General features: G+C 45.4%; 20 protein-coding genes. 15 read left to right on the top strand and 5 right to left on the bottom strand.

The annotated features are described in order from the left end of the window. The first annotated feature begins 73 nt into the window (after nt 1-73). The 8 genes from MHI12_RS17310 to MHI12_RS17275 all read left to right on the top strand — a co-directional run bounded on the left by MHI12_RS17310 (nt 74) and on the right by MHI12_RS17275 (nt 8729). Nucleotides 74-823, top strand: coding sequence for a glucose 1-dehydrogenase (locus MHI12_RS17310; protein WP_017688133.1), 750 nt, complete (start codon nt 74-76; stop codon nt 821-823). A 204-nt stretch (nt 824-1027) separates the two neighbouring features. Further along, nucleotides 1028-2713 carry a hypothetical protein gene (locus MHI12_RS17305; RefSeq protein WP_405169872.1) on the top strand — a complete coding sequence of 562 codons (1686 nt, stop codon included), beginning with the start codon at nt 1028-1030 and terminating at the stop codon, nt 2711-2713. Between the two features lie 160 nt (nt 2714-2873). Further along, on the top strand, nt 2874-3296 hold the full coding sequence (locus MHI12_RS17300; protein ID WP_074095421.1) for a cell wall hydrolase: 423 nt from the start codon (nt 2874-2876) through the stop codon (nt 3294-3296). A gap of 75 nt (nt 3297-3371) precedes the next feature. Continuing rightward, entirely contained in the window at nt 3372-3830 is a 459-nt protein-coding gene (gerQ, locus tag MHI12_RS17295; RefSeq protein ID WP_036673979.1) for a spore coat protein GerQ, read from the top strand. A gap of 227 nt (nt 3831-4057) precedes the next feature. After that, the gene (locus MHI12_RS17290; RefSeq protein WP_405169871.1) at nt 4058-5638 is read left to right on the top strand and encodes a sigma-70 family RNA polymerase sigma factor; all 1581 of its coding nucleotides are present in this window, start codon (nt 4058-4060) and stop codon (nt 5636-5638) included. A gap of 231 nt (nt 5639-5869) precedes the next feature. Beyond that, on the top strand, nt 5870-6292 hold the full coding sequence (locus MHI12_RS17285; RefSeq protein WP_405169870.1) for a MerR family transcriptional regulator: 423 nt from the start codon (nt 5870-5872) through the stop codon (nt 6290-6292). Continuing rightward, nucleotides 6282-6806, top strand: coding sequence for a hypothetical protein (locus MHI12_RS17280; protein ID WP_405169869.1), 525 nt, complete (start codon nt 6282-6284; stop codon nt 6804-6806). Before MHI12_RS17285 ends, MHI12_RS17280 begins: the two co-directional genes overlap by 11 nt. A 606-nt stretch (nt 6807-7412) precedes the next feature. Further along, the gene (locus MHI12_RS17275) at nt 7413-8729 is read left to right on the top strand and encodes a hemolysin family protein (protein ID WP_341007829.1); all 1317 of its coding nucleotides are present in this window, start codon (nt 7413-7415) and stop codon (nt 8727-8729) included. Between the two features lie 70 nt (nt 8730-8799). On the opposite strand, the gene MHI12_RS17270 is transcribed toward MHI12_RS17275, so the two are convergent. After that, nucleotides 8800-9450 carry a hypothetical protein gene (locus tag MHI12_RS17270; protein ID WP_405169868.1) on the bottom strand — a complete coding sequence of 217 codons (651 nt, stop codon included), beginning with the start codon at nt 9448-9450 and terminating at the stop codon, nt 8800-8802. Between the two features lie 233 nt (nt 9451-9683). On the opposite strand from MHI12_RS17270, the gene MHI12_RS17265 reads away from it, so the two are divergent. Further along, nucleotides 9684-10196: a hypothetical protein gene (locus MHI12_RS17265; protein ID WP_405169867.1), complete on the top strand. Its 513-nt coding sequence runs from the start codon at nt 9684-9686 to the stop codon at nt 10194-10196. 2 nt (nt 10197-10198) lie between these two features. Here MHI12_RS17265 and MHI12_RS17260 read toward each other — a convergent pair whose 3' ends face one another. The 4 genes from MHI12_RS17260 to MHI12_RS17245 all read right to left on the bottom strand — a co-directional run bounded on the left by MHI12_RS17260 (nt 10199) and on the right by MHI12_RS17245 (nt 14523). Beyond that, nucleotides 10199-11152, bottom strand: coding sequence for a hypothetical protein (locus tag MHI12_RS17260; protein WP_405169866.1), 954 nt, complete (start codon nt 11150-11152; stop codon nt 10199-10201). Beyond that, complete coding sequence (locus tag MHI12_RS17255) at nt 11130-11720, bottom strand: RNA polymerase sigma factor (RefSeq protein WP_074095416.1); 591 nt, start codon at nt 11718-11720, stop codon at nt 11130-11132. The genes MHI12_RS17260 and MHI12_RS17255 overlap by 23 nt, the downstream gene beginning before the upstream one ends. 247 nt (nt 11721-11967) lie before the next feature. Continuing rightward, nucleotides 11968-13200 carry an aminopeptidase gene (locus MHI12_RS17250; protein WP_036613751.1) on the bottom strand — a complete coding sequence of 411 codons (1233 nt, stop codon included), beginning with the start codon at nt 13198-13200 and terminating at the stop codon, nt 11968-11970. 90 nt (nt 13201-13290) lie between these two features. After that, on the bottom strand, nt 13291-14523 hold the full coding sequence (locus tag MHI12_RS17245; protein ID WP_405169865.1) for an aminopeptidase: 1233 nt from the start codon (nt 14521-14523) through the stop codon (nt 13291-13293). Between the two features lie 210 nt (nt 14524-14733). Between MHI12_RS17245 and MHI12_RS17240 the strand changes: the two genes are divergently transcribed. From MHI12_RS17240 to MHI12_RS17215, 6 genes are all read left to right on the top strand, one after another. Beyond that, the gene (locus tag MHI12_RS17240) at nt 14734-15006 is read left to right on the top strand and encodes a hypothetical protein (RefSeq protein ID WP_047843332.1); all 273 of its coding nucleotides are present in this window, start codon (nt 14734-14736) and stop codon (nt 15004-15006) included. 179 nt (nt 15007-15185) lie between these two features. Next, the gene (locus tag MHI12_RS17235; protein ID WP_036673769.1) at nt 15186-15995 is read left to right on the top strand and encodes an MBL fold metallo-hydrolase; all 810 of its coding nucleotides are present in this window, start codon (nt 15186-15188) and stop codon (nt 15993-15995) included. A gap of 179 nt (nt 15996-16174) precedes the next feature. Further along, nucleotides 16175-17185, top strand: coding sequence for an aldose 1-epimerase (locus tag MHI12_RS17230; protein WP_405169864.1), 1011 nt, complete (start codon nt 16175-16177; stop codon nt 17183-17185). A 132-nt stretch (nt 17186-17317) separates the two neighbouring features. Further along, entirely contained in the window at nt 17318-18706 is a 1389-nt protein-coding gene (gene fumC / locus MHI12_RS17225) for a class II fumarate hydratase (RefSeq protein ID WP_074095411.1), read from the top strand. A gap of 177 nt (nt 18707-18883) precedes the next feature. Beyond that, entirely contained in the window at nt 18884-21628 is a 2745-nt protein-coding gene (locus tag MHI12_RS17220; protein WP_405169863.1) for a CHASE3 domain-containing protein, read from the top strand. Nucleotides 21629-22054: 426 nt separating this feature from the next. Next, nucleotides 22055-23677, top strand: a complete 1623-nt coding sequence (locus MHI12_RS17215; RefSeq protein WP_405169862.1) for a PucR family transcriptional regulator — start codon at nt 22055-22057, stop codon at nt 23675-23677. Nucleotides 23678-23856: the final 179 nt, after the last annotated feature.

The raw sequence follows: 23856 nt of genomic DNA, 5'->3' as shown, positions 1-23856 counted from the left end.
ACGTGTTTTTATATAAGAAGAGGCTTAATGAGATTATGATCATAGGATCATTACCATAGAGGAGGCAATCAATATGTCATTTACAGATCAGGTCGTTGTTGTAACCGGGGCCGCTCAGGGAATAGGACGAAGCGTGGCCGAGGCTTATGCAGTCGCTGGAGCCAAAGTTGTACTTGCCGACTACAAGGAAGCAGAAGGGGCGGCAGCTGCAGCTTCCATTCGCAATGAAGGCGGAGAAGCGATCTTTGTTCAATGTGATGTTCGCAGCGAGCAGGATATTACGAATCTTTTTCGTACAACCGTGGAAGAATTCAAGCAAATCGATGTTCTGGTGAATAACGCAGGACTTGCAAAATGGAAGTCCCCTTATGAGTTAACACTGGAAGAATGGGACGATGTACTCAATACCAATGTGAGAAGTTGCTTTTTGGCGAGTCGGGAAGCAGCCAAACATATGAAAAGCAATGAACACGGGGGTGCCATTATCAACATGGCTTCTACCCGTGCGCTGATGTCTGAGCCGGATACCGAAGCTTATGCCGCATCCAAAGGAGCGATTGTAGCTCTGACACATGCGCTGGCGGTCTCACTGGGCAAGGACCAAATTCGGGTCAATTGTATCAGTCCGGGATGGATTGAGACAGGTGACGTGGAAAAACTCAAAAAGGAGGATCATGAACAGCATCCCTCCGGTCGTGTGGGTGTTCCTTCGGATATCTCCCGTGCTTGTCTATATTTGTCTGACCCAAGCAATACCTTTGTCACAGGGACCAACCTCGTTATTGATGGAGGCATGACCCGAAAAATGATATATGAGGACTAGAACCGGGATTGACTCGGGCAAGCCCTAAGATTATCCAACATAAGAGTAATAAGCCCAAGTTAAGCACTTGGGCTTATTTGTTTTTAATAACTCGGTTGCTATAATAAATGTGATTTTACAACAGTAGAGGAATGGAGGGAGTATATGTTCGGGAAACAATCCCGGAAGGTATTTTGGCTGTTACTGCTGATCGGAGGGATGATAATGATAGGGAATGAGTCACCTGCTGAAGCAGACGGCGCAGATATACGGGCGGCCTGGGTATGGCAGGCACAGTCTGTTAGCAACGGAGATGAGCTGTTGGCCAATGCAGCTAAACATAAGATAAACAGGCTGTACGTGAATGTAGACATGACGCTGTCCAAGGAGGTATACCAGACGTTTATAGCCAAAGCAAGCCGTGCAGGTATTGCGGTTGAAGCGCTGGGAGGCGATCCATCCTGGGCACTCAGTGGTCGTGAAGGCCCCATGCTCAGATTAGCGTCGTGGGTAAGTGATTACAATCAAGCTGCTGAAACCAACGAGCAATTTGATGCCATACATCTGGATATCAAGCCCTATGTGTTACCATCCTGGAAAGAAGATGCTAAGCCACTGGTACAATCCTGGGTAGCCAATATGAATCTGTTATTTGAGCAAGTAAGACAGGATGGCGCAGTTAGAGTGAATATTGACCTGCCATTTTGGCTGGATTCCTATACCGTTACAGGAAATAGAGTTTCTGAAGATGCAGATAACGAACCATTGTCACGTTGGTTCATTGACCAAGTGGATCATGTCACTTTACTCGCTTACCGTGATAATGCGCAAGGGAACAATGGTATCATACGTTTGATTGAACAGGAAATGAACTGGGCAGATGCCAGCAATGTGAGCGTCACGGTTGGGTTGAACACCAAGCCCATGCCTGGCGAGGAGTTCACGTCATTTGCCGGGAAAGGTGCAGCGCAACTGGAAAGCGTTATTGAAGAAGTTGCCTCCGCATTCAGCGAGCATAGTTCCTACGCAGGTTCTGCTGTACATGACATCGTATACTGGGGACAACTGGAGCCGTCGGAACTGCCATCACCGGAGATTCCATCCAATCAGCCTGAGATTCGGGGAACGTATATCTGGGAGGCCTCTCAGGTGACGAATGACGGGGGAGAGCACATACTAGCGTTTGCTAGAGAGCAGAATATTAACTGGTTGTATGTCCGTTTGGATCTGGATCAACCCTATTCCAGCTATCGCAGTTTTGTGAAACGGGCAAAAGCGCAGGGCATTGAGATCCATGCGATGGGTGGACATCCCATCTGGGGCAAAAAGGAGAATCGTCCACGCATTAAGCGATTGATTGATTATGTGAAAAACTATAATGCTGAATCCGAGCCGGATGAACGATTTGAAGGCATCCATCTGGATATTGAGCCGTACACTTTGCCAGAGTGGGAGAATAGTCGGGACGCCCTGTTGACGGAATGGGCTGCCAACATTACATTTTTCCAGGAAGAAACAAAGAAGGACAGTGATCTCGAAACAAGCGCAGACCTTGCTGTATGGCTGGATAGCTTCGCGTTGCCAGGAAAGGATACATCTGTGGCTGAATTTATGATCCGTACACTCGATCATGTGTCGCTGATGGCTTTCCGTAACAACGCAGAAGGTTCCAATGGCATTGCTGCTGTTGTGAGCCAGGAGATGGAGATCGCGGATCGTTTGGGAAAAAGGTTAATGATTTCGGTAGAAATGAAGCAGAACCATGAAGGTCCTCATATTTCTTTTTATGAGAAAGGGGCAGCGGAGATGGAACTTCAGCTTGCCAAGCTTCCGGATCTTCTGGCCGAACATCAGGCTTACCAAGGCAACATTGTTCATGCCTATGATTATTGGATTGAAGCCAAGCCTTAAACAGGCGAGTATTATAAGAAACAAGTTGCTTCGGAATTTCACCTTGGGTGAGGTTCCGGGCTTTTTTTTATGGAAAAAAGATGGAATCGTGTCACCGAATGGGCTCCTGCACAATACGATGTACGGTGATGAACAGCTGAAACAAGGGAGGAAACAGACTATGGCTGTTATTAAAGCCAACTCAGAGGACGTCAAGCTGCTGGCTAGGCTCATGAGGGCAGAGGCTGAAGGTGACGGCGAACAGGGTATGTTGCTTGTGGGCAATGTAGGTGTGAACCGGGTGCTGGTGGATTGTCTGGATTTTAAGGATATTCGCGATATCAATCGTATGGTATTCCAGAATCCAGGAGGCTACGAGTCAACACAGAAGGGGTACTTCTACCAACGGGCAAGACAGTCCGAGATTCGTCTCGCACAACGGGTGATCAATGGAGAGCGCATCTGGCCAGCGAGCAATTCATTGTGGTTTTTCCGACCTGTGGGCGACTGCCCACCAACGTGGTATGACCAGCAAAATACAGGACGTTTCAAAGCGCATTGTTTCTTCAGTCCGACAGGCGATGACTGTCCGGAAGTATATTAAATTTTGGGAGGAATCACCATGATTAATCAGCCTTATCAACCAACAACTCAAACACTGGGTCAGCAAGCAAATTCTGTGATGGGTCAACAAGCCAATTCTCAGGTTCAAGGTACGTCTTACAAAATCGGTAACGGAATGCCTGCCATGTCACCAACGCCAGGGATGGTATCACCAAGCTCCACAAGTGTACCCCCACTTGTATCCAGTGGAAGCCCAATGACACCAACAGGTGCAGTGATTACAACAACAGCTCCACAGTTTGAGCAGTCATACATTGAGAATATTTTACGTTTGAATCTTGGTAAATTCGGTACATTCTACATGACATATGAAGGCAACAAAGAATGGAACGCTCGCATATTCCAAGGTATTATTGAAGCAGCGGGCCGTGATCATATTATCATCAGTGATCCGAAGACAGGTAGACGAATCATGCTGTTGATGGTCAACTTCGACTATGCTACATTTGATGAGCCGTTGTTGTATCAATATCCGGGCGTAGTAGGCAATTACCCGCAAGCTCCAAGCAGATAATCATTGGCACTTCATCATTTTGATTGATAACTGACATGTCTAACACATACTGAATTTACTTCGCTGTCCTGAATGTGGAGGTAATCCGCAAACAGGACAGTTTTTTACATAAACATATATACGGAGGTTACTCTAGGTTTAGAGTCAGACGTAACCTTTTGGCGATAACATGGCACTTATACATGAATAGAACAAGCAGCATGCTTATATGAAGGGAGTCCATAGCATTGAATTCATGGATTGAAGGAGCGATGAAGGGCGAAACCGAAGCTTACGCACAACTGATGTCTCAATATCGCGGGATGGCACTTGCTGTTGCCTACCACCGACTGGGGGATACATTTTGGGCAGAAGATGTCGTGCAGGAGGCGTTTACTGAAGCTTTTGGCAATCTGTCCAAGCTGGAAGCTCCTGAGGCTTTTCCTGGGTGGTTCAAGGTAATCGTGGAGAGGCAGTGTTATCGCTGGCTAAGACGCAAGCAGCATACCATGATTCCAGTTCAGGAGCTGGAGCATGTATTCCATGAAGAGGATCAGGCGCATAATCCGGAAGAACAAGCGGTGCAAAATGAAATGCATCGTACGCTTCGTGATTCCATTGCAATACTGCCATCATCGATGCGGATTGCTGTTGAACTGTTTTATTTGGAAGGATACTCGCTCAAGGAAATATCGGATTTCCTCGGGGTGAAGGTACCTGCATTAAAGAAAAGACTGTTCGATGCCCGATCCAAACTCAAGCGCTCTATGCCAGTAAGGGATCTGGTCTCTGTATTCAGTGACTTGTATGAAGGGGGAAAAGGATTGTTACACATTATGAATGGGGATCACGCTGCCAATCGTCTAAGAGAGAGTGGAATTCAGGGAGACATCCTGGTATGGAGAGAGTTGTACACGTTCGGCCCGGTAGCCAAAGAGATGGGAGATACGAAGGAGCGGCAGAATCGGGCATCCGTGTTAGAACAACAGTTGGGCATTCCACAGGCGGAATACTTGAAGATTGAGGAACTTGAACGCAAGTTGCATTCGTTTCAACAATACAAAGAAATTGTCTTATGGTTTGAATACGATCTCTATGATCAGACGATGTTATCGTATCTATTGCATTATTTCAAAGGACAAGCACTCCAGAATACAAAACTGAATCTGCTCTGCATTGACTCGTATCCAGAGATTGAGCACTTTAGAGGACTGGGACAGCTTACCTCCACACAGATTGAACGTCTGTCCGGTAGTTGGCATGTGATTGAGAAAAACGAGTTACAAGCTGGTGCACAGTTCTGGGAAGCCTATACGTCGACTGATTTCCGGCATCATCTGGATTACTTGCAGGCAGACACTTCTGCGCTACCCTTTGCGAAAGCTGCCTTTAAGGCACATTTGTCCCGTCTGCCATCTGTATCGAACGGTCTGGGGCTGATTGAGCAGACCACACTGGAGACCATTAGAGCAGGGGTAGAGCGTCCGTATCCATTATTTCGCGAGGTAGGTGACAAGCTGCACATTCTCGGAATGGGTGATCTAGAATACTGGGCACATCTGAAGCGGATGACAGAAGGACCTCATGCCCTTCTTCAGATGAGCGGTGCAACAACTTTCCCTAATTTCAAGCAGCATGATGAAAAATTCCGTGACGGAGTCCTGTCGCTAACGGAACTCGGAATTCAGGTGTTGAATGAAGAAGTCGATTGGGCACTGCTGAAGCAGGATGAATTTTGGATCGGTGGATTGCATAACGCAAGCGGGAAACAAGCCAAGTGGCGCTGGAACCCCGCTTCGGAAACCGTAGTGGAGATTGAGTCGACATAGGAATTAACGGATAGAATCTGAGAAAATAACGTATTACAAAAAGAGAGTATCCAGCCATGCGGAAGCATGAGCGAGGATGCTCTCTTTGGTTTGCTTAGGAATTAGTTGTGATTCTCAAAATGATTTTTCCTTTTTTAATAGTTTGTTTGACTAGATGTATACCTGTACAGTAAACTGTACATATTACAGTTTACTGTACAGGTATAAACTAAAGTGTAAAGGAGTGAGGTTATGAATCAGTACACTGCAAAGCGTATCTCAGAAATTCTTCAAGAAGATGATACTAAGATGAATCTGAGGACGGTTCGGTACTATACACAAATAGGCATGGTTCCTCCGTTAGAGTTGGTAGGAAATAAAAGAGTATACACCGATAAACACATTCATTATTTTCGAGCAATTATAACTTTATCAAGAACTGGTGAGAACTTAGCGTCCATCCAAGAAAAATTAAATTCTCTTTCTTTAGATGAAGTGGAAAAAATCGGCCAATTGATGAGTTTATATAGTCCAGACCGTGTCTTGGAAAACGAAACTCTGACAATAACAGATGATGTTTCAATTACATTAAGTCCTCGAGTTTCTGCCGAATTAAAACAGAAGGTTATTGATTCTGTTTCACAGGTTTTAAGGGGGGAATCTAATGATGTTTAATCTACGGCTGGCTAAAAAAAAGATGGAAAAAGAAGAAGGAATGAACCATTTATGGATTGAGCTCACCTATGCCAATAATTTAACTGAAAATGCATTATTACGTATTCATCTCCCAAAAGGCCTTTATCGAGGTTTGAATTTGAATGGGAATTTTGAAACAGAAACAGATGAAATAAAATTAGGTTCACAAGATAAAGACGTATTTATTGAGTTTTACACACAGTCCGGAATAGATTGTGATGAGGCATTGATTAATGTGGAATTATGTTATCAAAGTAGTCATCATAATTGGAAAGCAATAAAACAGGGCATAACAGTTCGCTTTGTAGACGAAGAAGATGTAGAAGATGAGCATATCGACCATCAAGTCATTGAACGAGTGATGAAACTCGAAATTAATTCGTCTCACAAGGCTGGCTCAGATAAGGAATTATTAGTTATCAGACCAAGGACGTATCAAATAAGGGACAGTGAATATGCTTATCTTGAAAAGGACTATCGAATAAACTACTAGTGGAAGGGAGCGCTCAACGTATTTTACGAATGCGTAAACTTATTGATAATGTGATATGTAAAGCACAATAACAATGGGCAGGTGATAAAAATGGACCGAGAGGTAATCGAATATTCCGTAGAATTCCAAGATTCTTATGGGATCATATACACTCGAGAATTGAGAGCTGAAAGTATAGCTGAAGCCAAAATTATCATTCAAAATAACTATCCTGATGTTGTAGTTCGAGCAGTCACACGTATTACACAAAATGATAAGTGATTAACTATCTAATGAACTCAAAGTTAATCACTTATCAATACAACTGAGAAAATAGGAAGCATAACGGCGTATTGAGTAAAAATTATTTCCGGGAAACAGCGTAATCGAGACTTTCGTTAAAGAAAAAAGGCGTTTGTGCCATTTCGTTGTCATAGGACACGGATTGACTGTGTAGTGTAGAATTATATAATAAAAGAAGCATATCTTTGTTATTCGACAGAACAAGGTGGAGGTGGAAGCATTGGGAAGTTGAAATTGCATATGAACGGCAGAATGGCAAATATCCTACATTTTCGAAGGAGGTGGACCTATTTGCCGAAGAATGACGGCAAATAGGATGAAAATTTGAGTGACCCCTTACCGAGTATTTTAAATTTAGTAATCATTGGTTTACTTGTATTAATGAATGGTTTCTTTGTGTCGGCGGAATTCGCGATGGTGAAGGTTCGTGGAAGTCGGATTGAGGCTTTGGTGGAAACAGGCAACAAAAATGCCATCTATGCTTCAAATATCGTACGTAATCTGGATGCATATCTGTCAGCTTGCCAACTAGGTATAACTTTGGCTTCACTGGGGCTCGGGTGGCTGGGAGAACCGGCAATTGCACATCTGTTAGAGCCCATGTTTACCGCATTTGGACTGGGACCAGTCTACGTTCATGGAATCTCTATTGCCATTGCATTTGTGATTATTACGATCTTGCACATTGTACTGGGAGAACTTGCTCCCAAAACGATGGCGATTCGAAAGTCTGAGACGATCACGTTGTGGTCTGCGGCTTTGCTAACGTTCTTCTACAAGTTAATGTATCCATTCATATGGGCACTGAACGGTATGGCTAACGGCTTGTTGAGACTGTTCCGAATGGCACCAGCTTCGGAGATGGACGACGCGCATAGTGAAGATGAATTACGTATTCTCATGAAAGAAAGCAATAAGAGCGGTTTAATTGATAACACTGAATTAGCACTTGTTGATAATATATTTGATTTTACGGATACAACCGCCCGTGAAATTATGATTCCGCGGACGGAGATGATCTGTCTGAATGCCAATGAGTCCATGTTGGAGAATCTGGAGATTGCCAGTGAAAGTATGCGAACAAGGTATCCGGTATATAACGGAGACAAGGATCATATTATCGGCTTTATTCACATTAAGGATCTGATGCGATCCCAGCTTACGGATACCATCTCCGTAATCCGGCCCATCCTGGCTGTGCCAGATACCACCCTGATCAGTGATCTGCTCAAGCGAATGCAGCGTAGCAAGACACAGATTGCTATACTGATTGATGAATACGGAGGAACCTCCGGGCTGGTCACACTTGAAGATATTATGGAAGAGATCGTAGGCGAGATTCAGGATGAATTCGACCATGAGCGTCCTGTCATTGAACAAGTGGATGAGATGGAATACTCTATTGATGGATTGATGCTGATTGAAGAAGTCAGTGAACGATTCGGACTGGAGATGGATCGTGCCGATTATGATACCATCGGGGGCTGGTTATACTCCAGAGTAGATGCCATTCCACCTGAGGTTGGTCAATCGGTTGAGTATGGGGGTTATGTATTTGTCATTCAAGAGACAGAACATAAGCGGATTTCCCGAGTAAATGTGATTAAGCTGGAACTGTTGGTTGAAGAAGAAGGCGCGTAGCCGGATCGAAATTGTAACAAATGAAGCTGTATGGTGACGTAATGGTCATCGTACAGCTTTTTTTGCATGCTCATGATTCTTTGGGTGCATGAATGACAACATCGGCGTAACGATTCTCCGTGACCAAGCTATTCTCGATAGAAATTCGCTTATAAGTGACGTAAACATTCTCTCCAGGAGCGAGATCATACTGAATATTCAGCTTTTTTCGAGTGGATTGGGTTGTTGTCGGTGTCTTAATGGTGATGATGGCGTACATAGGCGTATCGACAAAAGTAACCTCGTAAGAATTGTAGTCCCCCACCTTAGTGGTGGATAACACCGGATTTTGCTTAAACTGGGTCAGGTGATCATTCACCATGCCGAGTGTTACGGGTAACACATAAAACAGAAGTACCAGAGGCAGAAGGCAGAAAGCAATCCCGAAAACACGTAAAAATTTGACATGGGAAAGGGTTCGTCCGCTCTGCTTGAGGAAAAGAAAAGCAAGGATGGGGGACAGTACAAGTCCCCAGATCATAAAGGGCAATACATAGCGGTCAATCCCCATACTTATCCAGCTTTCCCGAGCTGTAGCCAAGAAATATATTAAGGTCCCTGCGGTAAGTGCACTCACCAAGATAACAAGCCAACGTTTGAACGAGCCGAAAACTTCGATATGTAGTTGATTCGGATTGGAGCTGTGACGATGCCTTCTGGATTTGGATTGAAATTTACTCAAGTTACACACCTCATTTGCAAATCTGGTTGGTTAATATGGTTTCGTGTATTCATTACCCAATACATACGGGCTGGAATAATTTAGGTTTCAACCATGCTGGAGATGCATGCAAAGATAAAAGACGCTGCCGACAGAAACATCGGAGCGTCTAATTTTTTTTTGAAACCTGTCACCCGATCCGTCCGTTTATACCCTTACACAAAATCAAGTATGGAAGCGGAGGATGGATCAATATGCGGAAAATGAGAACGAAGAGTGCAGCATCTATGCTAAAAATAGCCTTTGTTGCCTTGTTAATGGTGCCAACAATGCTGGCTATACCTACGTCCGAACCAGCCGTTGCAAGCCCGATGATCAACGTGTCCTCTGGTGCCCTTACACCCCCACCTCCGCCGGAACCATCCATCCACTCGCTTGCTAACACTCGAGAACTTGGACATATCTATCAAGCGGTCGGTGCAGTCATTCCTGGGGGTGGACTATCGGCTATCGTCAATACCAAGACCATGACATATACAGCAATGAAGACACTTTCCGTAGATTATCGACTTGAGCGCTGGACAGGAACAGCATGGGTAACTTTTAAAACGAATTCCAACAATGCAACGAATACAAACTTACTGAATGCCGCATCGGATTGGACCGTTATGCCAGGATATTATTATCGCGTTACCAGTATTCATACAGCGTATGATGGAAGTACCACGGAAACAAGCAAACATGTCTCTGGCACCGTGTTATTCTGATCTTATCGACGGGTGCTGCCCGGAAACTTCTGCTCTTGAAAATCGTTGGCAATAGCAGTCATTTCTTCTTCCGAAAGGGTGCCAAACAGACTCATATTGTTGGAACCCATCATCCACTGAAAGGAGTTATAGGGTGGGCCGATATACATCAGTGCTTCCGAGCCATCCGCCAGCTTTACGGTGCTCATGTCACGAAGCATGGCCCCTTCAATTTTCTCCCCAGGCATGACATGGACATAATCAAACTGGATAATCTCATCCTCTATGCTCTTGCCTTCACTGGTATATTGAACTCTCATTTGTGTGGACTCATAATAATCGTCTGGATTCACAGGGTTTTCAGTATCAAGCACGAGTTCGAATTTGACCTTGTTGAATCGCTCGGGAATGGCATTGGATAACAGAAAGTCACCCATGAACCCTTCGCGTGCGATCTCTTCCGTAACAAGTACTGGACGAAACAGATGGCTCGATAACTCATACGAAGGTGTATTAAGAGCTTCTTCTTCTTGTACTTTAAGAATGTCGTCTAAGCTGGTTTCCGGTGGTGGAGGCGTTTTGGCTGTTGACGGATCAGCCCCCAGTTGGGTCGTGCGATCCTCAATGATAACGGATTTCATGCCATTACCCCAATCTTTGATGGATTGCACAAAAGGGGATACCGCTTGCGTACCTGACGGCAGGCTGAAAATAACGGCCCCGATGGTCACGGACGCAGCTACGACGACTGAAAGTCGCAAGGTACGTATTCTTTTTTTACGTAAACCGATTCTGTTAATTTCCCTGTTTACCTTCTGCCAGGATTGCTGCATGGATTCGGTATGGGAGGCGGAAGGGGCAGAGACGGCCTGATGGAAAGCTTCATCAAAAGCCAGGTCAAACGTAGCGTCGAAATATTCGTCTTCCAGCTCTGAATCGAATCGCTCCACGTTTTTATCGGACTTGCCTTTGCTCAATGCTTCCACCCCATTCCTTATGTAATTTCTTCTTGATACTGCCACGGGCTCTGAACAAGCGTTGCTTCACAATGTCTTCGGAGGTATCCAGTAGTTCGGCCATCTCTCGGTAAGAGAGACCTTTTTTCCACCGTAACTCAACAAGTACACGATATTCCGGTTTGAGCTGTCCGAGATAATATTCAATAGACTCTTCCATCATCTGCGTTTCTACCATGCTTTCCACGGAAGCTGCGGTCTGATTCATCGTCTCCATATCTATAAAAACACTATCCGTATCCAATTGGTTACGGTTATTTTTATTTTTTCTCAGATAATTAATAGCTGTGTTACGTGTGACAACCTTGAGCCAGGCTTTCAGTTTGACCTCGTCTTCAAAGATGGGTTTGTTTTTAATGATTTTGATAAAAGCTTCCTGAATAATATCTTCTGCAGCAGCACGCTCCTTGATGATATAAACGATAAGACCATGTACCATATTATAATATTCATAATACACTTCTTCTTGAAGTGCAGAGCCTAAATTATGGAAATCTGAGGCTAGTAATAACTGGAGCCGATTGGCCATGATGTTCTCCTTTCTGGTGAACAATCCACAAACATTGGTATCATTACATTTTACAACATAATATGGAAACGGTACAATGGGAGGTTGGTCCGGGAAAAACCAGATGAGGGAAGTGTGTATAACATGCGGGAAAGTTTGCTGAAAATTAATAAAAGGCCGTCTCGCGAACCATGAATACATGGTTGCAAGACAGCCTTTTCGACTGTTCAGAGAAAATACATTACGGGAGATAACTCTCCGTAATCAGTTAGAATGCCCAGTCTCCCTTAAGGAAGATGGCTTCACGTTCGCCGTTTGCCGTGATACCGTAGATGTCCGTCTCGGGAGAGCCCATCATGAAGTCCACATGGGTGATGCTGGTGTTCATGCCACGAGCTGCAAGCTCTTCAGGAGACATCGTTTTGCCACCTTCGATATTGAATGCATAGGAGCTTCCAATCGCAAGATGGCAAGACGCATTCTCATCATACAATGTAGTGTAATACAGAATGCCACTCTCAGAGATCGGTGAATGGAAGGGAACCAAAGCGACTTCGCCGAGGTAATGAGATCCTTCATCCATGGAAATGAGTCTTTCCAGCGTATCCTGACCTTCTTCAGCATGAAAATCAATGATACGTCCGTTCTCAAATGTGAGTGAAAAACGATCAATAATACTGCCGCCATAACTGAGTGGTTTGGTGCTGGACACTTTGCCATTAACGCCATGTTTGGCTGGAGCGGTGAATACTTCCTCTGTCGGGATATTCGCGACAAAAGGGGTGCCTTGCTCATTCACGCTACCTGCCTGCGCCCAGATATGACCTTCTGGAAGCTCGACAGTAAGATCCGTCCCCGGGGAGAGGAAATGTAATGCTTGATACTTCTTGTTGTTCAGGGCAACGGCTTTGGTCTCCAGTCGTTCGATATGCTGTTCCCAAGCCGCTACAGGGTCCTCCAGATCGGCTCTCACCGCAGCGAAAATGGCTTCCCACAGCTGGCTAACCTGCTCAGCTGCCGGGAGATCCGGGAATACTTTGGCTGCCCAATCGGGGGAAGGACAAGCCACACCCGTCCAACTCATTTTATCCGCCTGTTGATACTGACGGTACTTAGCCATCGCCTGACCATATGTACGCTGATGAGTGGAAATCCGCTCCGGGTCAATACCTTTCATCAGGTCTGGGCTGGATGACAATACGGTCAGGAAGGCTGCATTATTGGCTGCCAGTTCTTCAAGCTCCGCTGCATGCCATTTCGGCGGCTCTTGGAAGGATTCTTCAGGGGCCATCTCAAACCGCAATCGATTGACGGTTTCATCTCCGTATTTTACAATCACCTGCTTGGCTCCAGCTTCATATCCCTTACGTACCAGCAAACGTACGAATTCAGCGGTATCAATCATCGCAGAGATGACAAATACTTGTCCTGGTTGCACGTTAGCACCTACTCTTACAGCAAGTTCGGCGTAACGATCCAGTTTTTGTTCAAAACTTAACATATGAGTTCCCTCCAATTGTTGAATTGGTGACCTGTTGACGCAGGAAAAGGGAGGAGTAATCTCCTCTCTCCTAAATCACATCAAACGGGATTAAAATGCCCAGTTTCCTTGCAGGAAGATCGGCTCTTCCGAGCCTTCGGAGGTCACTCCGTGGATGTTCATTTCTCCGGATCCAATCATGAAGTCTACATGAGTGAGGCTGGAGTTCATGCCACGTTCAATCAGCTCTTCTTTGGACATCGTTTTACCACCTTCCAGACAGAAGGCATAGGCATTACCAATCGCCAAATGGTTGGAGGCATTTTCATCAAACAAAGTATTGTAGAACAGAATATTGGTATCGGAAATTGGGGACTGATGTGGAACGAGGGCTACTTCACCCAGATAGTGTGCACCTTCATCCATCTCGATCAGGTTTTTGAGTGCATCCAGTCCTTGCTCAGCGGTGTAATCAACAATTCGACCGTTCTCAAATGTAAGGGAGAATCCGTCAATCAGGTTGCCGCCGTAGCTCAGTGGTTTCGTGCTGCGAACTGTACCGTTAACACCCGTTTTCAGCGGAGCCGTGAATACTTCTTCCGTAGGCATATTGGCAATAAAGACATGCCCTTGCTCATTCACACTTCCACCGGATACCCAGATATGGCCTTCTGGAAGTTCGATGGTCAAGTCTGTGCCTGGAGCTGTATAGTGAAGCTTCTTGTATTTCTTGTTGTTCAGCAGATCAGCGCGGGAATCCAGGTTTTGCAAATGGGTTTTCCATTCGGCAACAGCATCCTGTTCACCGATCCGTACTGTTTTGAAAATGACATCCCACAGGCGGTCCACTTGTTGCGCTTCCGGCAGATCCGGGAACACTTTAGCTGCCCATTCCGGAGAAGGAACGGCTACGATAGACCAGCTGAATTTGTCAGCCATCTGATAAGAACGATATTTTTCGAGCGCTTTGCCGCGCACTTTTTGGCTAGTAACAATCCGTTCCTGAGCTACACCGTTCAGCAGATCCGGATTTTCAGCGATGACGTGCAGAATAGCGGCACCTTCTTCAACGAGTTCAGTCATTTCAGCTGCAAACCATTTTGGTTCAATGGAGAAGGCTTCATCAGGGGCAAGATCGTAATGAAGACGTGTAACAGTTTCATCGCTCCAGTTTACTTTGACCAATTTCGCACCTTTACCGTAAGCTGCTTTGACAATCAGTCGTACAAAATGTGCTGCCGAGATTGGAGCGTTAACCACGAGTGTCTGTCCAGGATGGACATTGACACCGACTTGTACAGCCAATTCAGCATATTGCTGCAGATTCGTTTCAAAAGTATTCATGCTATTTTTTCCTCCAATGTGATAATAATATCGTAGCTTGTTGGCTATTATAGTCCTCATTACAACTATGTAAGGACTCAGAATGGTTCCTTCATTGAATAAGGTATACGTTGCTACGTTATATATTGTACAATTAACCAATAATAATTACCAAACTAGGTTTACCAGAAATGTTGGAGACCGACTGTAGATGAAAGATTAAAGGAGAGAATGATTGTGAATATTGAAATTATAAGTGCTGAAATGCGCCGTGAAGGTGAAAAAGGATACGTGGGAAATACCGTTTACCGCACAGAAGGCGAAAAGTCAGTATATGAGATTACCTTCATGAGCAAGAACGGAAAAGATTGGGACTATAGCTTACATTTCACGGAGCAATCCGGTGATGAAGAAGAGTTACTGCGTATGGACGAGCTGCTTGAGAATGATGACGATCTGTACAATCAATTGCTCGATGCTGCTCTGGAGGCATTTCCGGCTTAACTGGCCGAGATGTTCTTGTTCTATTGTGTTGTGTCGATGACTATACTAGACGGTGTATGCCCGAAACAGGGTGTATACCGTCTATTTTATTGGAAATGTTGAATAGATGATCCAGAAAAGGGAAGTCTACGAGATGATGGAACCAGAGAGACAATCCGCCTAATGGGAGGTAACCGTGAATGGCATCTGACAATCTGATTACAGAAGGGTTGACGGGACTTGAAGAAGTCGCGCCCGATATTCTCAGTCTACGTACACTATTCGTTAATGTCGTGTTCATCGGAGAGCCAGGAAGCAGGAACTGGGTCCTCGTGGACACCGGAATGGCGAGGTTCACAGATCATATTGTTCAGGTTGCAACAGAACGATTTCAAGGTCCGCCGTCTGCGATCATTTTGACACACGGTCACTTCGACCATGTAGGAACGGTTATTGAGCTGGAACAATTCTGGGGTGTGCCAGTGTATGCCCATCCGCTTGAAATTCCGTATTTAACGGGATTAAAAGATTACCCGCCAGCGGACCCTTCGGTAGGTGGAGGTCTAATGTCCAGGTTGTCATTCGCTTATCCCAATGAGGCAATCAATCTGGATGATCGGATATTCAGTTTACCCAAAGATCATTCCGTGCCAGGTCTATCAGGATGGGAGTGGGTGCACACGCCAGGTCATACGCCTGGACATGTGTCGCTGTTTCGAGAAGCAGACCGTTTGTTAATTGCGGGAGACGCAATCATCACAGTGAAGCAGGAGTCGCTGTGGAGTGTGTTGCTTCAGGACAAACAGTTGCATGGCCCACCATCTTATTTCACAACCGATTGGCAGGCTGCTCATCAATCTGTCCAGCATATCAGGCATCTGGAGCCGAAACTTGCAATTACCGGGCATGGGCATGCCTTGAGCGGAGATATGCTGAGTGAATCCTTGAAGCGGCTTGATCTGGACTTTGAAGAGAGCACTGTGCCGGATCATGGCAAATATGTGGATTAATTGAACTATCATATGAAAGACAGCAGAGACAGCCGTAGCGCATTGCAGCTGTCTTTTTCCTGTCTTTTTTGTTTTTCTATTATGAATTTGTTCTCTATCATAGATTGGTATTTTGCGCTCGGGCATGATATAGTCGAGCCGTATAATATAACCTTAGTATGCAGGAGGTACATATAACGATGACACAGCAAAATGCAGCATTTGAAGAACAATTTGGAGGGATACCGGCCGTTTGGCTTCGTTTTAATCAGTTTGAAGCGGCAGTTATTCCAAGCGTGGGTGCCAACCTTGTTGCTTTCCGTGATACAGAAAAGGGTTTCCGTTACTTGAGAGAGCCGAATCAGGATCAGATGGATGAGTTTATGGCTGCACCAGCGGTCTATGGAATTCCGATTCTTTCTCCACCGAACCGTTATGAGGATGGACGTTTCCCTTGGAATGGTAAAGTCTATCAGTTGCCTGTGAACGAACCGGCTACAGGTAACCATTTGCATGGATTTTTGCATGATGCCGAGTGGAAGGTCGAGGGATACGGTTCTGACCAGCTGGAGAGCTATGTCTTGCTTAGCCAGGACGTGAGAGAAGGACATACATTCCATCAGTACCTGCCGTTTACATTCACGGTGACGCTTCGTTACTCATTGAGTAGCCAAGGACTTCAGCAGCAATTGACCGTCCGCAACAACGGGACTGAATACATGCCGAATTTGTTTGCTTTCCACACAGCGATTGCTGTACCTTTTGCACCGGACAGTCAAGCCTCGGATTACACGGCCAAAGTTACGATTGGACAACGACGTGAATTGAATGAGCGTTCTCTGCCAACAGGACAATTTCAACCGCTTACACCTGAGGAAGAACAATTGAAGAAAGACGGGGTTAGTCCGTTCTTTGCTGCGATGGATAATCACTACACTGCGGAACCGCAGAATGGACGTAACTATATGGAACTTACGGACAACCGTACTGGAGACAAACTGGTATATGATGTGGGTACATCGTACAAACACTGGATGATCTGGAACAATAACATGGGTGGCGAATTCTTCTGTCCTGAACCACAGATGAACCTGGTTAACGCTCCTAATGTTGAAGGCATCCCGGCAGAAGAAATCGGATTGGTCGGTCTGGAACCAGGTGAACTATTCGAACAAAGCAGCCGATTGTATCCAATTGCATCACAAAAATAATTCACGCTCGTTTTGCGCTACGCTTACAATTTTGTCGAAAAGGTGAAAACCTGCTCGCAAATCATGTATAATATGACGAGATACACAAGCTTTGTAGAGACCCAAACCATCTTTTTGGAGGAGGACAAGCAAGTGGAATACCGCATTGAGAGAGATACGTTAGGCGAAATGAAAGTACCAGCCGACAGGCTGTGGGGAGCTCAGACGCAGCGCAGCAAGGAAAACTTCCCGATTGGCAGTGAACATATGCCGATGGAAGTTATCCGTGCCCTTGCCATTTTGAAAAAAAGTGCTGCGGCCAGTAACCATAAATTAGGTAAATTATCTGCGGCGAAGTCCGATGCTATTGCTTATGCAGCAGACGAGATTATTGCAGGTCGAATTGATGACCATTTCCCACTGGTCGTGTGGCAGACTGGAAGCGGAACACAATCCAATATGAACGTGAACGAAGTGATTGCCAATCTGGGGAACCAACTGCTAGAGCAAAAGGGCAAGGAAGAGCGTCTGCATCCAAATGATGACGTGAATATGTCCCAGAGCTCCAACGATACATTCCCAACGGCTCTGCATGTCGCAGGTGTTCTGGCTGTTGAGGATCAACTCTTGCCGGCCATTGCGGTCTTGAAAGCCACTTTTGCAGACAAGTCGGAGGCATTCAAGGATATTATCAAGATTGGACGTACCCACCTCCAGGATGCAACACCAATTACGCTTGGCCAGGAGATTAGTGGTTGGGAAGCCATGCTGGGCAAGAGTGAGCGTATGATCCGTGAAAGTGTACAGTACCTGAAGGAGCTTGCGATCGGCGGTACGGCTGTCGGAACGGGCATTAATGCACATCCGGACTTTGGAGACTTCACTGCCAAGGAGATTGGCAAACATACGGGGAAAGATTTTGTATCTGCACCAAACAAATTCCACGCACTTACAAGTCATGATGAAGTTGTGTATGCGCACGGTGCCGTTAAAGCGCTTGCAGCTGATTTGATGAAAATCGCCAATGATGTCCGCTGGTTGGCCAGTGGCCCACGTAGTGGATTGGGCGAGATCCGTATTCCTGAGAATGAGCCAGGCAGCTCCATTATGCCGGGGAAAGTCAACCCAACTCAGAGCGAGGCCATTACTATGGTGGTTACGCAGGTCATGGGTAATGATGCAGCGATTGGTTTCGCGGCAAGTCAGGGTAATTTTGAACTGAATGTATTCAAACCGGTTATCATCTATAACTTCTTGCAATCCGTGCAACTCCTGGCGGACTCCATTATTGCGTTTAATGACAAGTGTGCCGTAGGCATTGAGCCTAACCTGGATCAGATTGAACATAATCTGAACAACTCGCTTATGCTGGTTACAGCGCTCAACCCGCATATTGGTTATGAGAATGCAGCCAAAATCGCGAAGCTTGCACATAAAGAAGGCTTGTCTTTGAAACAGGCGACGTTACAAACGGGCCTGCTTACCGAAGAGCAATTTGATCAATATGTCGATCCAGCCAAAATGATCGCTCCAAAGGCCTAAAATCAGCCAAAATGAGCAATATAGATCAATGAAGAGGACGACCTGCACAAGCAGGTCGTTTTTCTCATGCTTACCGATGAACTTAAAGCTTGTCAGACTATACGTATACATATAAACTACATATGCACCGTTTTAATTTAATTGAATGGGATACGTATATATTTGGAGGTTTCCGCGTTGTCAAAAACGAGAAGATTTACGATACGCTCCAAAATTTTATTGGGCTATCTTGTGGTTGTGCTTTTGTTTGGTGCTGTTCTGCTAGTGCTTACGGCCCAAATTAATGTGTTACAGAAGGAAAATGATTTTATCTCCCATCATGATCTGGAAGTACATAATCTGACCAACGCGATTGAAAAAAATGTCTTGAACATGGAGACAGGACAGCGTGGATTCATGATTACAGGCAATGAAAGTTACTTGGAGCCTTATTCCCAAGGCCTATCCCAGTGGAGTTCCAACTATGATCAGTTGAATGCTCTCATTAGCGATAATCCTTCACAGCAGCAGAGTCTGCAAAACATCAAAGCTCATATTACACGCTGGATTGAGATTGCTGGGGAGCCGTCGGTGGACTTGAAAAAGCAAGGGGATCAAGCGAAAGTTGTTGCATTCTTCGAATCTGATCCGGGTAAAACTGAAATTGATTTACTGCGCTCTCAACTTACAACCTTCCGTAACACAGAGATCGCTCTGACCGAGGCGAGGGTGACTGAACTTGCCAGACGCAGTTCCACACTGCTGACGATTATGTACACGCTGTGGGGTATTATTGCAGCATTATCCATTGCAGCCGCGATTGTGATATCAGGAAATATCGTCAAAACGTTGCGAGATGTTATGCAAACCATCAGTGATATCTCCAAAGGTGGAAACCTGAAGCAGCGGATTCAGGTGCGTACACATGATGAAGTGGGAGACCTGGGCCACGAAACCAACAAATTATTGGATGAAGTACAGGAACAGAATCGGGTCAAGGACCAGATCACAGGCATTGCCACACTCTTACAGAACCCGACCAATCTGGAAGGATTGTCCCGCTTGTTCCTGAACGAGCTTGCCAAGTTGTTTGAAGTTCCATATAGCGTCTTATATTACTGGAAAGACAATCGACTGCTGCTCGTGGCTGCATATGCTGGGGATGGAGAGAAAGAACGTTCGCTCGGTAAAGTGTCGCTTGCCCCGGGTGAGGGGCTTGTAGGTCAAAGTGCTGTCGAGAAGCGAGTTCTACGCATGAATGATCTGCCCCAGAACTATATCCGAATCTCTTCGGGACTCGGGTATACATCTGCCACATCACTTACTGTAGTACCGATCCTGTTCGAAGGCAGAACGATTGCGGTAATCGAGCTTGCTTCGATGAAGCCATTGCAAGAGAATGATATGAAGCTGATGCAAGAACTGACGGACATTTTTGGTGTTTCACTACACTCGACCGTCACTCGCATGGAATTACAGCAATTATATGATGAGTCACAAGTTCTGAATGAAGAATTACAGGCACAATCGGAGAAACTTCAGGCTCAGACCGAAGAGATGCTGTCTCAGACGGAGGAACTGCAAATGCAGACCGAAGAGCTTCATATGCTTAATGATCGCCTGGAAATACAGAAGAGTGCTGCTGAGACATCAGCCAATGAACTTGCAGTTGTGGCAGATCAGTTACGAACAAGCTCAGGGTACAAATCCGAATTCTTGGCAAACATGTCCCACGAACTGCGGACACCTCTTAACAGCATGCTGATTTTATCCGAAATATTGTCTGAGAATAAAAACCAACACTTGAATAGTGAAGAGCAGAACTATGCTTCAGTCATTCACAAATCAGGTAAAGATCTGCTGAATCTGATCAATGATATTTTGGATCTATCCAAGGTGGAAGCCGGACAGATGGAAGTGGATTTCGATGATGTCTATCTGGGCAGTGTTCCTGAAGTCATGAACCAGTATTTCCTGAAAACAGCGGAACAGAAAAAAATAGACTTCCGGATTCAGCTCCAAAGTCCTTTACCGGAAACCATCGTGACGGATGAGATGAGATTGCACCAGATTCTCCGAAATCTGCTTTCGAACGCATTCAAGTTCACGAGTGAGGGTGAAGTTGCTTTAACCATCTCCAAAATGAGTCTGGCTCATCCTGAATTGAAAGATCAAGAGACCGATGTGATTGCTTTTTCCGTCAGTGATACAGGGATCGGAATTGCGGAAAACAAACTTCTACAGATCTTTGATGCATTCAAACAGGCGGATGGGGCTACCGCACGTAAATATGGCGGAACAGGACTTGGCCTGTCGATCTCTCAATCGCTTGCGAATTTGCTGGGGGGGTCAATCTCGGCTACAAGTCGTGAAGGACATGGCAGTGTGTTCACGCTGTTCCTACCACTGCGAAGAGATGAACCTGAGACTATGAATGCATCGCGGTTGTTCCTGAATGAGGTGGCTACCACTACACCTGAGGTCAATAAGCTTCCTTCAATAACTTCCGGACAATCCGATGTTTTATTGACACCTCTGGAAGAAGCGCTGCTCAGCGGACGCCAAGTACTTGTCGTTGATGATGATATACGTAATGTATATGCCCTGGCTAACGCCCTTGAGCAATACGGTATGAATGTCATCTCAGCGCAGAACGGGTACGAGTGTCTGGAATTGTTGGAGCGTGGAGGAGTCAAGCCTGATATCATCATGATGGATATTATGATGCCGGAACTTGATGGTTATGAGACAACTCGCCAGATCCGTGAACGGCTTGGCATGACTCAGCTTCCAATTATTGCGCTGACAGCCAAGGCCATGAAAGAGGATCGGGAGAAATGTATTGCAGCAGGTGCTTCGGACTATCTCAGCAAACCACTGAATATCAAAGAGGTATTATCCCGTATGAAATTATGGATGAATCACGAAACCATGGAAATCTGATCGTAGTTGAACTAAAAGTTATTTACACTGACACTACGATGACAGAACAACCCTCCAATCGCTGTTATCCCCAGATTTTTTCGATTCCCTTTTTTAAAGGGGAAAATCCGGGGATAAAGGCGAACGCTTCGCTTTTTCAGGTTTTTTCTGCCCTCTCCGTTATCGTGTAAATGGATTACTTCAACGTTATGTGGATCATAGTAACTTATAAAACCTATGCCGATTACAGGAAATTGCGCTGTAATTAGGTCATAGGTTTTATTTTTTTGCCGTGTAAGCTTTATTTAGAAAATTGATGTTATAATACTTAACAATAAACAAAGTTAAATGGATGAATATAGATTTAATTAGAAGTATAATCCAGAATAGAGTCTACGGAAACGACAATAACACAATTTTGTGTTAGATATATGGGAGGTAGTGTCCATGCAACTTACGGTTAAAGAGGCTTTACAGGTGTACCCGTTGTCAGAGGCCAAACTGGTTGCGGGTGGAGAAGGGACTTCACGGATGATGAAATCCGTTAACGTCATGGACGCTCCTGATATCGCGGATTGGATCAAATCCGGAGAAATGTTGTTCACCACCGCTTTTATTATGAAAGACAGTGAAACAGATGCATTACGTTTGATGCGACGTTTGAATGAACGTGGCTGTGCAGGACTCGGCATCAAACTGGGACGTTTCTGGCAGTCCATTCCCCAAGGCATTGTTGAGGAAGCTGATCGGCTTCGTTTGCCGCTGCTTGAGCTCCCTTTCCAATTCACCTTCTCCGACCAGATGAATGCCTTGTTCAAGGCTGAACATGAACGTAGCAACCGATTGCTGCATGAGGTCGTGCAAAAGCAGAAAAAATTAATGCAGTTTGCACTGCAACAGCAGCCACATCGGAATGTGTTTGCCGAACTTGCCACGGTGCTGAACTATCCGCTTGCCGTCATTGGTTCACGTGGGCATGTACTGTATGGTAGTGAAGGCATTGCAGGAGATGCGGTAACTCAAGGCTGGCCTTGGAAATCCGTCATGCACCGAGTGAAATGGAATCAGGGAAGTTGTCATCGCGTACCCATCAAGCAAAATGATGAAGAATACGGATCGTTGCTTGTGTTTACGGATTCCGCTTTGTCGCTTCGGGCGGAGGAAGAGCTGTTCCAACAGGCTGCCGATGTACTAGCATTTTATATGGATATGACTTATCGTGAGCATATTAATCCGACCGTGCAAGATGAGATGCGAACACTACTGTCACAGTATCTGGATAACAAAATGACTGTTCAGGAATTGACCACCTTGAGTGAAAACAAAGGAATCCATCTGTTCCAGGGAACCTATCAGTGCGTGTTGATCACGCTTGAGCCGACTCTGTTTGCCGAGGGTAAGCTGCTTAAACAGATTCATCGTGAGTTGCAGTACAATCCGCTGATGCAATTCACGGCCTCACAGCATTTTCAGATCGAAGATGGGATTCTGTCCATCTACACCTGCCCAACAGGGCGAGATTATGGAGAGGAGCTATCAAGTTTTCTCTTGAGCCGTTTCGGTGATGTTCTGGCAGCGCAAGAAGCGAAAGGAGCACCGGCTCCGCGTTTCTGGATCAGCAAAATGAAACATGAACCCAAATCGCTCCGTGAAGCATACCAGGAGTGTCTCGATACTCGACAACTGGCTCGTCGGTTCGGCATGAAAGACCGTGCGTTGCAATTTGAAATGCTTGAATTTGCCTATGTGTTCCAGCACGTACCGGATAACATCATGGAGAATTACTGCAATAAAGTACTTGAACCGTTACTTGCCAGGGACGGTGACCCCAATCAGGTATTGATGAATACATTGGAGTCCTTTATCGAAAATGATGGACTGATCAATGAAGCTGCCAAACAGCTGTTTGTGCATCGCAACACGGTCACTTATCGGATGGAGAAAGTCGGCAGCTTGCTGCAAATGGACTTTAAGAAAACGAATGATCTGCTTAAGTTAAAGCTGGTATTCACCTTCCGCAAGTTTGTACGGGACAAAGCAGCTGCAAGACCCCACAATGTCCAACTCTAGACCACACATTGTGCAACATGACAATGCTACCGGGTCAGACCCCCAAGAACCGCATTCCCTTAATGGAATGCGGTTTTTTCATGTTCTAGGGCAACAAAAACTGAATTTCCCGTGCACAGCAAACAAATCGCAACTCTGATGTTATGTTATATTACAAAATTGCGTAAATATTGTTGTCG

Source organism: Paenibacillus sp. FSL H8-0280 (genome assembly GCF_045040665.1).
In the GTDB taxonomy this organism is placed as follows: domain Bacteria; phylum Bacillota; class Bacilli; order Paenibacillales; family Paenibacillaceae; genus Paenibacillus; species Paenibacillus xylanexedens_A.
The sequence above is the reverse complement of the archived record's forward strand: the minus strand, read 5'-3'. Positions and strand labels throughout refer to the sequence as shown.

Coding starts and splice junctions, on each gene's coding strand:
- MHI12_RS17310 (WP_017688133.1), top strand. CDS start 74: ATGTCATTTACAGATCAGGTCGTTGTTGTAACCGGGGCCGCTCAGGGA.
- MHI12_RS17305 (WP_405169872.1), top strand. CDS start 1,028: ATGATAGGGAATGAGTCACCTGCTGAAGCAGACGGCGCAGATATACGG.
- MHI12_RS17300 (WP_074095421.1), top strand. CDS start 2,874: ATGGCTGTTATTAAAGCCAACTCAGAGGACGTCAAGCTGCTGGCTAGG.
- MHI12_RS17285 (WP_405169870.1), top strand. CDS start 5,870: ATGAATCAGTACACTGCAAAGCGTATCTCAGAAATTCTTCAAGAAGAT.
- MHI12_RS17280 (WP_405169869.1), top strand. CDS start 6,282: ATGATGTTTAATCTACGGCTGGCTAAAAAAAAGATGGAAAAAGAAGAA.
- MHI12_RS17265 (WP_405169867.1), top strand. CDS start 9,684: ATGCGGAAAATGAGAACGAAGAGTGCAGCATCTATGCTAAAAATAGCC.
- MHI12_RS17255 (WP_074095416.1), bottom strand. CDS start 11,720: ATGGCCAATCGGCTCCAGTTATTACTAGCCTCAGATTTCCATAATTTA.
- MHI12_RS17250 (WP_036613751.1), bottom strand. CDS start 13,200: ATGTTAAGTTTTGAACAAAAACTGGATCGTTACGCCGAACTTGCTGTA.
- MHI12_RS17245 (WP_405169865.1), bottom strand. CDS start 14,523: ATGAATACTTTTGAAACGAATCTGCAGCAATATGCTGAATTGGCTGTA.
- MHI12_RS17240 (WP_047843332.1), top strand. CDS start 14,734: ATGATTGTGAATATTGAAATTATAAGTGCTGAAATGCGCCGTGAAGGT.
- MHI12_RS17235 (WP_036673769.1), top strand. CDS start 15,186: ATGGCATCTGACAATCTGATTACAGAAGGGTTGACGGGACTTGAAGAA.
- MHI12_RS17230 (WP_405169864.1), top strand. CDS start 16,175: ATGACACAGCAAAATGCAGCATTTGAAGAACAATTTGGAGGGATACCG.
- MHI12_RS17215 (WP_405169862.1), top strand. CDS start 22,055: ATGCAACTTACGGTTAAAGAGGCTTTACAGGTGTACCCGTTGTCAGAG.